Source organism: Pseudoalteromonas sp. SS15 (assembly GCF_049257195.1).
Taxonomy (GTDB): Bacteria; Pseudomonadota; Gammaproteobacteria; order Enterobacterales; family Alteromonadaceae; genus Pseudoalteromonas.
On record NZ_JBMMUD010000003.1, the window covers coordinates 177244 to 191577 of the forward strand.

Here is a 14334-nt window from a genome sequence, read left to right on the forward strand (position 1 = left end):
TATTAAGCGCGGCCGATCTGTTTTTCTTTGATCTCAGCCAGCGTCTTACAGTCTACGCATAGGTCGGCAGTTGGACGAGCTTCAAGACGGCGAATACCAATCTCAATGCCGCACGATTCACAATAACCAAAGTCGTCTTCTTCGATTAAGTTAAGTGTTTTTTCGATTTTCTTGATGAGTTTTCTTTCTCTATCACGGGTACGCAACTCTAAAGAGAATTCTTCTTCTTGCGCAGCACGGTCAACCGGATCAGGGAAGTTTGCGGCTTCATCCTGCATATGGTTCATCGTTCTGTCTACTTCGTTGCGTAGGTCTGAACGCCATGCTTCTAAAATCTTTTTGAAATGCGCACGTTGTGCGTCATTCATGTATTCTTCGCCCGGTTGTTCTTGGTATGGTTGTAAACCGGCTTGAGCCAATAACCCTAATTTTTTTTGGTCTGGCATAGCATTCTCCTAAATCCTTAATATAACGGCGGCTGACGCCGGCGGCTATAAATAGCAAAATATGCTCCCCTAAGCAAACACTTTTTTTACTGTGGATTGGCTAAAATACAGCAGGTGCCAAATTAAGAGAACAACTTAATATTGGCTGCTATATGAGGGCATAGATGACTAATTCAAGAGCTAAGTACGGGAATTTTGTGATTTAGGATTATTTCCTGTGGGCTTATTTGGCAATTATAGGCGATAATTTCTACGCCGGCTGTCTGTGCTTCACTCAGTAATTGCGCGTATTTCGGGTCAAGGTGGGCAGCAGCCTTTACCGACTCTATACCCGTATGCATCACCATAAATAGTAGTACAGCGCGATGTCCCTGCTGAACGATATCGATTAATTCTCTAAGATGTTTTTGACCGCGTACCGTTTGAGTATCTGGAAAGTAACCTTGTCCGTCTTCTAATAAAGTGACTGATTTTACTTCAACATAGCAAAGTGGCTTGTGTTCATCTTTAAGCAAAATATCAATGCGACTATTTTCTTGTCCGTATTTCACTTCGGGTTGCAAATGTGTATAGCCTTGCAATTCAGAAATTGTACCTTGTTCTATGCCTTCAATCGCCAGCTTGTTGGCAATCGCAGTGTTCACGCAAATAAGGTCGCCCGCTGAATTCTCTGTGAGTTCCAGTGAGTGCGCATATTTTCGTTTTGGATTATCACTGGTTGAGTAGTAAGCATTAAAGCCCGGATCAGCACAGCCGGTCATTTTGCCTGTATTGGCACAATGAACAGTAAATGCTTGATTAGGTGTTTCTAGGTCGACTAAAAAGCGTTTATAGCGCTTTATTAAAGTGGCTTTTTCGAGCTTTGGCGTGAACTTCATTGTTTAATCGCAATAGGTTGGGTGATACTCGGTGCTAGTGTACACTTAATGCCACTAATAAGCGTATAAGAGAACACAATCTATGTCTGATAAATTCATTGTTCGTATCAGTGAACAAGCACCGACAGCGCCTTGGAGTGCTGATGCATTGCTATCGTTTGATCAACTTGGTGCCATTGTTCACCTGCAGCAAAACGAAACACTTAAGTTAGTACAAAAAGCTGCGCGTAGCCTTTCTCAACAAGGTGTTAAGCAAGTGGTATTACAGGGCGATGCTTGGTGTACTGAGTCACAGTGGGCGTTCTATCAAGGTTTTGTCACTGCTAAGCAACTTGATGGTGTTGAGTTTGTTGACAATGAACAGTCAGATTTAGCTGAACTTGCTGCATTAAAAAATGCAGCAACTTGGACGCGCCAGATGATCAACGGCACGGCTGAAGATGTTTACCCTGAGAGCCTAGCTAGCAAAGCGGCTGAGTTTATTCAATCTCTAGCCCCTGAGCATGTAAGTTACAATATCATCAAAGGCAACGCACTACTTGAACAACAGTGGATCGGTATCCACGAAGTAGGTCGTGGTAGCGAACGTCCACCTGTATTACTTGAGCTTGATTACAACCCAACAGGCGACGAAAATGCGCCTGTAAGCGCTGCGCTTGTAGGTAAAGGTATTACATTTGATTCAGGTGGTTACTCAATCAAACCTAGCGAAGGCATGTTATCAATGAAGTGCGACATGGGTGGTGCTGCGACTGTGACTGCGGGCCTTGCGATTGCTATTCAGCGCGGCATCGACAAACGCATCAAGTTATTCTTATGTTGCGCAGAAAACTTAATTTCAGGTCATGCTTATAAGCTAGGTGATATTCTAACTTATAAAAATGGCACAACAGTTGAGATCGTAAATACGGACGCTGAAGGCCGTTTAGTTCTGGCTGATGGTCTAATGGCGGCAGGTGAAACGGGTGCGCCATTAATTATTGATGCGGCAACGCTAACGGGGGCAGCCCTGGTTGCAGTAGGTCAAGAGTACAATGCTTTATTTGGTCTTGATAAAGCATTGGTGTCAGAAGTTCAGCAGTTCGCTGAAGAGGAGTTCGAAGCGGCTTGGCCACTACCCCTTGAAAAGTGGCACCAAAACAACTGTCCTTCACCTTACGCTGACACTGCTAACAGCCGTGCACAAAAAGGTGGTGGCTACGGCGGTGCATCGAATGCTGCGGGTTTCTTATCGCGCTTTGTACCAAATGAAGGTCAAGGTTGGGTACACATCGATCTAGCCGCTTCATTCCAAAACAGCGCTGGTAGTTTATGGTCTGCTGGTGCAACAACACTAGGTATGCGTACTGTAGCAAGAACACTTCAAGCAAAAGCGTAAGCTTTTTTTAAGCTAAGCTACATAAATTTTAAAAGGAGGCGAAGCCTCCTTTTTTGTATTTGCTTTATAACTGATTTAATTAAGAGCTCAGGTTAGATATTAAGACAAAAGAGCCGCTGCAAGTCTAACAAAATCAGATGAAGTTAAAATCCCCAATAGTTTTCCATCTTCGTCGACGACAGGCATACAACCATGGCGGTTTTCGACAAAAAACTGTGCCACTTCACTAAGAGACTGTTCTGGTCGAATACTGGCAAAATCGGTTGCCATAATGTCTTGGGCAATGCTTTGTTTTTCCTTCCTTTCAATTGCATTTGGGCCATAGGTTGCCATGATTTTCATCACTTGTGCGACCATGATCTTTTGTGTCAGCATACCTTTTAAAATACCTTGATCATCGATCACTGGAATGTGGCGAATGTTTTTTTCGCGCATCAAGTCGTGCACTTCTTTAACGGTTGATTGATGGTGCACTGCAAATGGATCGGCAGTCATGAGATCAGAAACAATATGAAGCATATTAAACAGTCCTAATTTGGATCAATGTATAAATTTATAACCCATTTTATTCGAGCTTGCTTAAATCGAGATCAAAGTTTTATTTTTCAGCGATGCTTGGTACGACTGTCCCTGTGTTTTTGGCGAGTTGAATGTATCGAGAGCGAACGAGTTGTGATAGGGGAACGAGCTCGTAACCTTGTTCAAGTAGAAGCGGGATCTGTGCATGTAAAAATGCCACAGTTTCAGGGTATGGGTGCGCGATGAGTACGCTTTGGCCACTTCTTAACGCGATACTTTTTGCTTCATTTAATTGTTGAGTAAAGTAGGTCTCTTGTTTCTCGTTATCGAGAAAAACCTGGCGTGCAATATTCGCTACACCATATAAGTCAGCCACGGTTTGCGCTTGTGATTCATTGGTCGTTCGGCTATCAAGAAAATATAAACCGCGTTTGCGTAAGACTTCCATCGTCCATTTCATCGGATCGCTATATTGAGTCAGTGCCGATCCCATATGATTATTCACGCCACTGACTTGAGGTAAACTGGCTAGCGCGTGACCCAGTGTCATTTGTAGCGTTTGTTTATCCATGTTTAAAGTTAGTGCGCCTGGTCCGAGCGCTTTGTCTTCAATTGCTTGCATAGGTACATGCAAAAGTAGCTCTTTACTCTGTTGGCTGGCTAGGTATGCGAATTTTTGAGAATAGGGAGTATGCGGCAAAATGGCAAAAGTCAGCTCACCGGGGAGGGAAAGTAAATTGAGATCGCGCTGGTGGTTTCCCACATCGTCGATCACAATGGCAATTTGTTTAGCATGTAAAGGTATTGCTAAGTAAAAAACACTTAGCAATAACCATAATAATGAGCGCACAGTGTATTCTTCTATTTATAAGCCTGTAGCTTGAGAGTGAGTACTCTCTTATTTAATTTTTATCTTTATAATAACTTTTCGCGTCGACTAAATGCTTGTCTAGCAAGGCTAAATTAGCCATGTTGTTCGAAAGTTCACCAGCCATTATAGCGCGTTTATTTAAATGTGAAAGCCCTTGTTCTGCCAGTAAAATATTAGGTTTAATCCCGACACCATCGATAGAACGACCAGAAGGCGTAAAGTATTTTGCGGTTGTGAGTTTCAGTGCGGTAGTGCCATCGCCGATGGGGATCAGTGACTGGACTGAACCTTTACCGTACGACTTGCTGCCAACGACGATTGCGCGTTGGTTATCTTGTAAAGCACCAGCTAAGATCTCTGCCGCAGAAGCCGACTGTTCGTTGATTAAAACCACAATCGGCGCGCCATTTAAAATATCACCATGCTGTGCGACAAATTGTTGGTTAGCATCATAAAAGCGTCCTTTGGTGGTGACTATGGTGCCAGCTTGCAAAAACAAATCTGAAATCGCTACCGCGCTGCTTAAAGTGCCTCCTGGATTATCACGCAGGTCGATGATCAGTCCTGAAAGTGGTCCACCATTATTTGAAGTCAGTTTATTGATGTGACGTGCAACGTCATGGTAGCTATGATTATTAAAGCTCTGAAGCGAAATGTAGGCATTTTGGTTGATTAAGAGCTGACTAAAGACACTCTCTACATTAATTTCTTCGCGCCTTAAAGCCAAAGTAAGTTCACTTTTAGCGCGCTCGACAGTGATGTAAATGGTTTTTAGCGCCGCTTCTTTGAGTAACTTCGACACGTGGGCGATGTCTCTTTTTGTGACATCTTCAGAATTTATCGCTACCAGTTTATCGCCGCCTTCAATGCCTGCTTGTTCAGCGGGTGAGCCGGGTAATGTCCCTAAGATCACAATGCGATCATCGACTTCTTCTACCTCAATACCAATGCCTGTATAACGGCCATTCGCGGCACTGAACAAGCTTTCAAGTTCACTTTCGCTCAAATACTTTGAGTAAGGATCAAGTTGATCAAAGACATCGGTTAAGTTGCTTTTGTGATACTGACTTAATGGCACATCATCCACATAATAGGTGTGAATATGGTAGAGAATTTCGTTGGTTTGTTGCTGAGTAAATTGTGTTGTTGATGCAATAGCTGTAAAGCTGATATATAAACTCAGCACCGTAAACACGCATAAAAAAATAAATTTAGATTTAAGGCAATCTAACGGTTTTGAATTGATTAAGAATGAATTCATATGCTGCTCCTAGTCAGGTGCAGCAAGGTTATTCTCTTAACTTATTTGCACCACTTTACTGGATCGACAGCGCTTCCTTTATGCCGTAACTCAAAGTATAGACCAGGATCAGCTTGTCCGCCGCTCTGACCTACTAATGCAATACTTTCACCGCTACGAACTTGATCACCGACGTCTTTTAAAAGCGTTTGTGCGTGACCATATAAACTCATGTAGCCAAGACCATGATCGATGACAATGACCCATCCAAAACCATTGAGCCAATCGGCAAAAACCACTTGGCCTTGCTGCACTGCTTTAACGTTATCTCCTGTTTTTGCAGCAATAAATACACCTTTCCAATTCATGCCAGCATGTTTACGTTGGCCAAAGCGGTGTTTTAAGCGGCCTTTACTCGGCCAAGGCAATTTACCTTTTTTACTGCGTAACCCAATTAATTCAACAGGCACCAATGACTCGCTTTGCTGTTCATTTAATTGCGAGAGCGTGGTGATTAAGGTTTGCTCATTCTCTTTTAAGTAGGCAATCGCACTTTGAGTTTGTTTTAGAGCGCTATTAAGTTGCGATAAGCTGTTTTGACGTTGTTCTTTGGTGGCTTTAAGTGCGGCTAAACGCTCTGTTTGTTGCGTAAATAAATCATTGAGTTGCTGTTGTTTCTGTTCAAGCGATTGTTGGTTTTCAGCTAGTTGTTCTATGACTTTCTTTAACGCTTCAATTTGTGTGATACGGGCTTTATTGAAGTAATCGTAATAACTTAAAGTACGCTCAAGTGTTGCACTATGTTCTTGATTGAGTAGCATTTTTGAATAGTCATGACTGCCAGTCATGTAGGCGCTTTTTAATTGTCCTGCGAGTAGCGTTTGTAGCTTACTTTTTTGTTGTTCTAAGCGCTTGTTTTCACTTTCGAGGGTGTATTGTTGCTGGCGATTTTCATTGATCCCTTGCTCGGTCAATGACAGTGCTTTAGCGTGCTGTGCAATTTGTAACTCGAAGTCACGTAATTTGCGTTTGAGTTTATTGAATCTTTCGCTTTGCTGTTGATAGTTTTTTTGGCTTTTCTCTAGTTCTTTTTGTACTGCGTCTAAATCTTGCTTAGTACGAGACTCGTTGGCATTGGCAAAAGCCAATACCAACATAGTCGTTATGCCGAAAATAATGCGTAAGCTTGTGCGCATTACTTAATGGTCATAATAGGTGAACCTGTCATTTCTGCAGGTTGTTCCATACCAAGTAGGTGTAGCATAGTTGGCGCTACATCACTTAATGTTTTACCTGCGTGCGGTTGTGCCTCACGACCTACATAAATGAATGGTACCGGCTCGCTAGTGTGGGCTGTATGAGCTTGACCCGTTTTTGCATTGGTCATTTGTTCAGCGTTACCGTGATCAGCTGTGATCAGTGCTTCACCACCGACTTTTTCTAACGCTTCAACAACACGACCAATACATGCATCAACGGCTTCACAGGCTTTTACTGCCGCTTCAAATACGCCAGAGTGACCAACCATGTCGCCATTCGGATAGTTACAGATGATCACATCGTGTTCACCGCTTTCAACTGCTTCAACCAGCTTGTCAGTCAACATCGTTGAATTCATCTCTGGTTGAAGGTCATAAGTGGCAACTTGTGGAGAAGGGATCAGCTCACGCTTTTCACCAGCAAATAACTCTTCACGACCACCACTGAAGAAGAAGGTCACATGTGCGTATTTTTCTGTTTCAGAAATACGTAGTTGTGTCTTATCGTGTTTTGCTAACCACTCACCAAGCACGTTATGCAGTTTTTCAGGTGCGAAGGCGATTGGTGCGTTAATGTCTGCAGCATACTCAGTCATCATCACAAAGGCGCTTAATTCAGGTGTTTGTTTCTTTTCGAACCCTGCAAAATCAGCATCGACAAACGCACGTGTCATTTGACGGGCACGGTCAGCACGGAAGTTCATGAAAATAACCGTGTCACCATCATTAATGGTTGAAGCAGGCGCTGCATCAGGCTGAACCAGTGATGCTGCAACAAACTCGTCGTTTTCATCACGGTCGTAAGCGGCTAACAACGCTTCAACGCCATTGCTGAAAGTATATTGACCTTCAGCACACACCATTAGGTTGTAAGCTGATTCTACACGCTCCCAGCGGTTATCGCGGTCCATTGCATAATAACGACCCACAATTGAAGCTAGACGGCCACAGTTTAACTCTGCGAATAGCGCCTCGATTTTTTCGATTGAAGCTTGTGCACTGCGAGGTGGTGTATCACGACCATCTAAGAAGGCATGGAAGTAAACAGCTTTTGCACCACGCTTTGCTGCAAGCTTAATGGCCGCAATAATATGATCTTCGTGGCTATGCACACCACCTGGGCTTAATAGACCCATTAAATGTACAGCTTTACCATCGTTAACGGCTTTATCGATGTTTTCTACTAACACTGGATTGTGTTCAAATTCGCCATCGTCGATTGCTTTAGTAATGCGGGTAAAGTCTTGATAAACAATACGGCCAGCACCTAAATTTACGTGACCGACTTCAGAGTTACCCATCTGTCCATCTGGTAGACCCACATCTAAACCTGAACCTGAAATGAGTGTACGAGGGCGGGTGGCCCATAAGTTATCTAACACGGGCGTGTTTGCAGCTAAAATTGCGTTGCTTTCGCTTTCTTCTCTGTATCCCCAACCATCTAAAATCATTAGAACAAGTGGTTTTTTCTGTGCAGTCATTTGGGCTCCTAAACTAAGGCACGAACTCTGCGCGTAGCATACCGTGTTTTGTATGAATATTCAGCCCTTTGAAACGGAATAATCTTCATATTAGCGTGAAGTAAATAACGCTTTTATAAAAGGGTATACCCAAACAATTGCAAACGGTATACTGCCGTGTCATTGAACATTAAGACAAGATCTAAATCATTAGATCCAAAGTAGTTGGAATTTTCATGGAACAATATATTGAATTTATCGGCAATAATGCTGTGCTAAGCATTATTTGGTTAGCCCTTGTTGCGATGATTGTAATGAGCTGGTTTAAAAGCAAATTTTCTGCAATTCGCCAAATTAACCCACAGCAACTGACACTGTTGGTTAATAAAGAAGATGGTCAAGTTGTTGATATTCGTCCGGCAAAAGAGTTTAACGCAGGCCGTATTGCGGGTGCTGTTCAACTGAGCGCTGAAAAAGCCAAACAAAGTGACTTTGCAGGCCTTGAAAAGTTTAAATCTAAGCCCATTATATTGGTATGTACAACAGGCATGACAGCAAATGGCATCGCAAACAACGTGTTAAAAGCGGGTTTCGAGCATGTTTATGTACTAAGCGGTGGTATGGGCGCATGGCAAAATGCTAACCTGCCTGTAGCAACCGGTAAATAATCAAGAGGATTTTATGAGCAACGTTGTTATTTATACTAAAGATTACTGCCCGTATTGCCACAGAGCAAAGGCATTATTGGACAGTAAAGGTGTAACATACACTGAATACGATATTGCTGCTCAGCCTGAATTACGCGACGAAATGATTGAAAAAGCAAACGGTGGCACGACAGTTCCACAGATCTTTATCAACAACACGCATATTGGCGGTTGCGATGATATGATGGCAATCGAAGCGCAGGGTAAACTAGATACCCTATTGAACGCATAATAATTACATTAAGAAATACAAGTTTTAGGAACACTCATGACAGAACAAGCAAATCAAGCTGCAGCTCCGCAGGAAGGCCCACAATTCACAATTCAGCGTATTTACACAAAAGACGTATCTTTTGAAACGCCTAACTCTCCTGCTATTTTCCAAAAAGAGTGGACGCCTGAAGTAAAATTAGACATGGATACACGTTCTAACAAATTAGACGAAGGTATCTTTGAAGTTGTACTAGCACTGACTGTAACCGCTTCTATCGGTGAAGAAACAGCATTCCTATGTGAAATTCAGCAAGCGGGTATTTTCCAAATCGCTGAACTTGAAGAACTACAAATGGCACACATGCTAGGTGCATTCTGCCCGAACATTCTGTTCCCATATGCACGTGAAGCAGTAGCAGGTTTAGTGAACAAGGGTACTTTCCCACAACTTAACCTAGCGCCAGTAAACTTTGACGCGCTATTTGCTCAGTACATGCAGCAACGTGCAGCACAAGCAGAGCAACCAGCTGACGCATAATTATATGAAAACAGAACAATCAGTTGTATCTGTACTAGGGGCGGGGTCGTATGGCACCGCCCTTGCTATTAGTTTTGCCCGAAATGGACACGCAGTAACCTTATGGGGTCGAAACGCCGATGATGTTGAGACGCTAGCAACTGAGCGTAAAAATCAACGTTATCTTCCCGATATTACTTTCCCTGAAACTTTAAAGCTTGAGAGTGATTTAGCAAAAGCAGTTAAGGCTAGTCAGATCATCTTAGTGGTTGTGCCAAGCCATGCTTTTGCAAAAACATTAGAGCAAATTCAACCTATGCTCAATGCGGGTGCTAAAGTGGTGTGGGCGACAAAAGGGTTAGAGCCGAATACCGGGCGCTTGCTTCAAGAAGTTGCAGTTGAAAAGCTTGGTGAAACAGTGCCTTTAGCTGTGCTATCTGGCCCAACGTTTGCCAAAGAAATGGCGGCAGGCTTGCCGACGGCTATTTCGGTGTCTGCAACTGAAACTGAGTTTGCTAGTGATTTAGCTAAATTACTTCACTGTGGTCGTTCATTTCGTGTCTACAGCAATGATGACTTTATTGGTATTCAATTGGGTGGGGCAGTAAAAAATGTCATCGCCATAGGTGCCGGTATGTCAGATGGTTTTGGCTTTGGCGCAAACACACGTACAGCTTTAATCACCCGTGGTCTTGCTGAGCTTTGCCGTTTAGGTTGCGCACTGGGTGCAAAATCTGAAACCTTTATGGGTATGGCGGGTTTGGGAGATTTGATCCTTACCTGTACAGACAACCAATCTCGTAACCGTCGCTTCGGTCTTGCCTTAGGCAAAGGGTTAGGTGTTGATGAGGCGATGGAAAGTATAGGGCAGGTTGTTGAAGGTTACCGTAATACCAAAGAAGTGTATTTATTGGCTCAACGCAGCGGTATTGAAATGCCAATCTGTGAGCAAATCTACCAAGTACTTTATGAAAATAAAGATGTAAAAGAGGCAGCCATGGCGCTGTTAGGTAGAGAGCAAAAGTCTGAGTAACACTCAAAGAAGTCATAACAAAAAACGGCGCTTAATAGCGCCGTTTTTTATGTGTTATAAGTTTAATAAGGTGCGCACGCTAGCTTAGCGTTGCGGTTTCTTCGAGCGCATTTTCTAACAGTTGAGTTGCTTTATCAGCTGGAAGCGGCTTAGAGAAATAATACCCCTGCAAAATACCACAACCCATGACGTTTAATAGATAAGCTTGTCTTTCATTTTCGACCCCTTCAGCGACTACAGTAATGTTGAGGTATTTGGCCAAGCGAATGATGGTGGCGGTGATATTTCTATCTTGATCTGATTGCTCAATATCCATGATAAACGAGCGATCGATTTTGAGGATATCAATCGGAAAGCGTTTTAAGTAGCCAAGTGATGAATGGCCAGTCCCAAAGTCATCAAGTGCAATCGTCACGCCCAGCGCTTTAAGGCGATGCATAATTTTAAGGGCTTGCTCAGGGTCGGCCATCATCGCGCTTTCAGTGATCTCAAGCTCTAAACATTGCGCTGGTATATGATGCCTTAGCAGGCATTCACGGACTGTGTCGACTAAAAAGTCACTTTCAAAATGCTTAGCTGAAATATTGATCGCCACATGATTACCAGAAAGCCCCATCATGCGCCAATGACTGATTTGCTTACAAGCAACATCCAATAAGTAATTCGTCATAGGAATAATCGCGCTGCATTCCTCAGCAAAAGGAATAAAATTAGCAGGGCTTTCTATGCTGCCATCGTCCTGCTGCCACCTAACTAACCCTTCAAAACCTACAAGTTTTCTACTTTCTGCTTGATATTTAGGCTGATAAAAAAGTTTAAATTGCTGATCGTCTATGGCCCTCAACAGGGCAGATTCTCGGGATAAGATAGTGGGATCTAATTGATGACGCTGTTTATCAAAAAACTGGTAACTGTTATTACCTTTGTGTTTTGCATGATCTAATGCAGAGTCTGCACAGCGGATCAGATGCTCACTATCAATTGCATCGTCAGGATAGATAGCTAGACCACAAGAAGCGCTGACTGAGGTCTCTACGCCTTGATGCGTAAAAGGATGATTAATACATTTTAAAATGTCATCAGCGAGTTTCTTTGCAAAGAAAATCGTCATACCAGAGAACAGGTAAGGCGGTATCAGTACAGCAAATTCATCACTACTGACACGTGCCAGTGTAAAGCCTTTATCAAGGTGTTGAGATAAACGATTAGCGACTTCTTTTAGCAGTGCATCACCACTTTCATGACCCATCAGGTCGTTAATTTTTCTGAAGTGGTCGATATCGATCAACACCAGTAGTAGGGATGGAAACGCCTTATTACAGCTCGCTATAGCTTGATTAAGTGATTCAATAAAGAGTGTGCGATTAGCGAGTCCTGTAATTGAATCTCGAGTAGATAAATTAAGTAGTGCCTTTTCATTGGCTTTACGCTCTGAAATGTTTGTCAGTACACCAAGATAAAATACCTCTGAAGGATGATCTTCATGGGTCAACTTAGTCACTGTTACATCGAGCGCGAGTTTTTGATGATTGGCGCCAAGCGTCCAGATTTCGCCAGTCCAATAATCGTTTAACTGGCTCTCTGCAACGATATGTTGCTCAAGTCTACGGTCTCTGCCTTGCTCGGTATAAATTTTTGGTTTATGACCTACTAATGCATCAGCAGAGTAGCCTGTAATATCACTATATGCTTGGTTCACTTTGAGTACATTAAAGTGTTCATCGGCAAGCCAAATTGCATCTTTTGAATGGGTCATGAGCATGTCGCTGAAATGCTCTGTCAATTTTGATTTTGAAGTACGCAGCTGCTTGTTTAGCAACCAGTAAACACAGCCTGCACTCATGACTAAGGCTAACACCCAGTGCCACCAAACTTGCTTTGGTTTTGAGGCTGTTACCGTCAACGCTTTCGACATACTTTGACTCGACGCGACCACTTCTAATGCCGACATTTCAGCGGGAGTCAGGGTGAGTTTATTGTTTTCAAGTAATCGCCATGGTGCATCTTCAGATAAACGATAGCTTAGCTGGCAGCTTTCGCAGGTGTTAAACCATAAACTAAAGCGCTTTACATCCGCTTCTATGGTAAGCGGCAATTTGGGTGAAAATGACTCAGTGATTTTATCTCGATAATGGTAGCGCACATGCGACAGCGCAAGTGTTGGAGATTGAATATGTGCTTGTTCAGCGATAAGAGAGAAACTGTCATTCAATAGCATCAGCTTTTGTCTAAAACTCAGCACTTGGCGTTGTGCTTGAAATGGCGCAATCAAGCGTTTGGTGACGCGATTTTTATAATGCGCGATCCCTTGTTTATCAAATTGCCAAATCCCTTCTTCTGCGTGGGCTAAATATTTACCGGCAAATTGATTACGCTGGATGAAGCCTGTTATTTGTTTATTGACCAAAGTCAGCGCAAACAAGCCCGATTCGGTACTAAGCAGGAGTGTATTATTATGCTTAGTGTAGAGCACATCATGGAATGTCAGGCTTTTAAAAGGTAATGACAATTTTTGTGCAGAGCCCTGTTCAAGCAACCATAATGCATTGGTTGTCGAAGCGATAAACTGATTATCTGATAACTGTGTGATGCTATGGATACTTTCAATATCATAGCGGTGTAGCAGCGTTTTGCTGCCCATATCAAACTGGCTTAAGCTACTGTTGTCTCTGACCCATAAATTGCCATCATGGGTAAAATAGAGCGCTTGTGTATTTTGCTTATCAATAAAAGGGGAGAAACTCCCTTTCTCACCGCTAAATATAAAAATTTGTTGTTCAGTTGCGACTGCCCAGCGTCCACCATCAATATAACGTACTGCATTAACGGGCTGACTTTTAGCAAATTGCTGAAAAGCCCGCATACCTATTTGGTAAAGCTTTAATTCTTCAGAATTTTCAATATCGGTTTGTAAGTTTAATTGAGTAGGTTGAAACTTGTGCCATTCACCCAGTTGAGAAAGCCAGATTGACTTGTTTGACACTTTTAAATCATCAATCGGCAAGTTATTAACTTGGTATTGGTACTGGGTCTGTGTGTTTAGATTGTAGCTGTTGATAAAGCTACCTTTGAAACTCAATAATTTAGAATCAAAAACAACAAGGTTGTCAGCTGAAAAAAGAGGCTGAGTTTGTAAAGTGTTATCAAACAAAAACACCTCGCTAGCTAAAGATTTTAAGATGACTTTATCTTGATGGAGTAATAAGGTGTCAGCGTCAAATGGTAAGGTTGCGAGTTGTTGCTTGCCACTCATCATGTCCCAACGCATTAGGGCGTTGTCTTCAGAGACATAGACCACGCCTTTTGGTGAGGTTTGCCAGAGTTGCTGTTTTAAATCGATAGGTAAAACCGATAAAGTCGTATTCACCAGTTGATAAAGGCGTTCATTGCTTTGAAAAATGATGCCATTGTTTGTTTGGCTGATTTTTGTGACTGGGGTTTGTAGCCAGGTGCGTGTTTCACCTGTCACTGTATTGATCTTAGTTAGGCCATTTTGATGACCTACCCAAAGAAAAGGCGCTTGACTTAAAATACTTAAAAACGGTGCTGTGAGGTCATGAGTGAGTTGCTGAGCATTAAACTCGTTATGGCCGTCGAATTTAATAAGATCATCAGCATATAAAAACCAATGCTGATTATTGGCCTGACTTGCTATGGCTTGGGTAGTGCGCTGCGATGCAAAAACTGAGTTGCACAATATTACGAGACACAACAGCAATGAATGCCATAACTTCATAATATTTAATATCCTCCTCAGTCCTTTTAATATTTAATATTAGTGAATTATTCATCGCTGTGCGAGTAAAATGTTAA

13 protein-coding genes are annotated in these 14334 nt (G+C 42.6%); 5 read left to right on the forward strand and 8 right to left on the reverse strand.

Annotated features, from left to right (window positions below; genetic code table 11):
* Positions 1-2 precede the first annotated feature (2 nt).
* Entirely contained in the window at positions 3-446 is a 444-nt protein-coding gene (dksA, locus tag AAEU28_RS07805) for an RNA polymerase-binding protein DksA (RefSeq protein WP_390446838.1), read from the reverse strand.
* 173 nt (positions 447-619) lie between these two features.
* A complete protein-coding gene (gene sfsA, locus AAEU28_RS07810; RefSeq protein WP_421963612.1) occupies positions 620-1324 on the reverse strand; it encodes a DNA/RNA nuclease SfsA in 705 nt (234 codons plus the stop codon).
* Positions 1325-1406: 82 nt separating this feature from the next.
* On the opposite strand from sfsA, the gene pepB reads away from it, so the two are divergent.
* Positions 1407-2702: an aminopeptidase PepB gene (pepB, locus tag AAEU28_RS07815; protein WP_421963613.1), complete on the forward strand. Its 1296-nt coding sequence runs from the start codon at positions 1407-1409 to the stop codon at positions 2700-2702.
* Positions 2703-2801: 99 nt separating this feature from the next.
* Here pepB and AAEU28_RS07820 read toward each other — a convergent pair whose 3' ends face one another.
* From AAEU28_RS07820 to gpmM, 5 genes are all read right to left on the reverse strand, one after another.
* Positions 2802-3221, reverse strand: a complete 420-nt coding sequence (locus AAEU28_RS07820; protein WP_390446845.1) for an HPP family protein — start codon at positions 3219-3221, stop codon at positions 2802-2804.
* 79 nt (positions 3222-3300) lie between these two features.
* The gene (locus AAEU28_RS07825) at positions 3301-4071 is read right to left on the reverse strand and encodes a divergent polysaccharide deacetylase family protein (protein WP_421963614.1); all 771 of its coding nucleotides are present in this window, start codon (positions 4069-4071) and stop codon (positions 3301-3303) included.
* A gap of 52 nt (positions 4072-4123) precedes the next feature.
* The gene (locus tag AAEU28_RS07830) at positions 4124-5353 is read right to left on the reverse strand and encodes a S41 family peptidase (RefSeq protein ID WP_421963615.1); all 1230 of its coding nucleotides are present in this window, start codon (positions 5351-5353) and stop codon (positions 4124-4126) included.
* 41 nt (positions 5354-5394) lie between these two features.
* Entirely contained in the window at positions 5395-6528 is a 1134-nt protein-coding gene (locus AAEU28_RS07835; protein WP_421963616.1) for a murein hydrolase activator EnvC family protein, read from the reverse strand.
* Complete coding sequence (gene gpmM / locus AAEU28_RS07840; RefSeq protein ID WP_421963617.1) at positions 6528-8072, reverse strand: 2,3-bisphosphoglycerate-independent phosphoglycerate mutase; 1545 nt, start codon at positions 8070-8072, stop codon at positions 6528-6530. The genes AAEU28_RS07835 and gpmM overlap by 1 nt, the downstream gene beginning before the upstream one ends.
* Positions 8073-8287: 215 nt before the next feature.
* On the opposite strand from gpmM, the gene AAEU28_RS07845 reads away from it, so the two are divergent.
* From AAEU28_RS07845 to gpsA, 4 genes are read left to right on the forward strand one after another with little or no spacing between them, the layout of a single operon-like run.
* The gene (locus AAEU28_RS07845) at positions 8288-8719 is read left to right on the forward strand and encodes a rhodanese-like domain-containing protein (protein ID WP_390446859.1); all 432 of its coding nucleotides are present in this window, start codon (positions 8288-8290) and stop codon (positions 8717-8719) included.
* A gap of 13 nt (positions 8720-8732) precedes the next feature.
* The gene (grxC, locus tag AAEU28_RS07850; RefSeq protein WP_349284526.1) at positions 8733-8990 is read left to right on the forward strand and encodes a glutaredoxin 3; all 258 of its coding nucleotides are present in this window, start codon (positions 8733-8735) and stop codon (positions 8988-8990) included.
* A 36-nt stretch (positions 8991-9026) separates the two neighbouring features.
* Complete coding sequence (gene secB / locus AAEU28_RS07855; RefSeq protein ID WP_138479843.1) at positions 9027-9509, forward strand: protein-export chaperone SecB; 483 nt, start codon at positions 9027-9029, stop codon at positions 9507-9509.
* Positions 9510-9513: 4 nt separating this feature from the next.
* Complete coding sequence (gene gpsA, locus AAEU28_RS07860) at positions 9514-10521, forward strand: NAD(P)H-dependent glycerol-3-phosphate dehydrogenase (RefSeq protein ID WP_404391462.1); 1008 nt, start codon at positions 9514-9516, stop codon at positions 10519-10521.
* 79 nt (positions 10522-10600) lie between these two features.
* Here the strand turns inward: gpsA and AAEU28_RS07865 are convergent, their stop codons facing one another.
* Positions 10601-14257 carry an EAL domain-containing protein gene (locus AAEU28_RS07865; RefSeq protein WP_421963618.1) on the reverse strand — a complete coding sequence of 1219 codons (3657 nt, stop codon included), beginning with the start codon at positions 14255-14257 and terminating at the stop codon, positions 10601-10603.
* Positions 14258-14334: the final 77 nt, after the last annotated feature.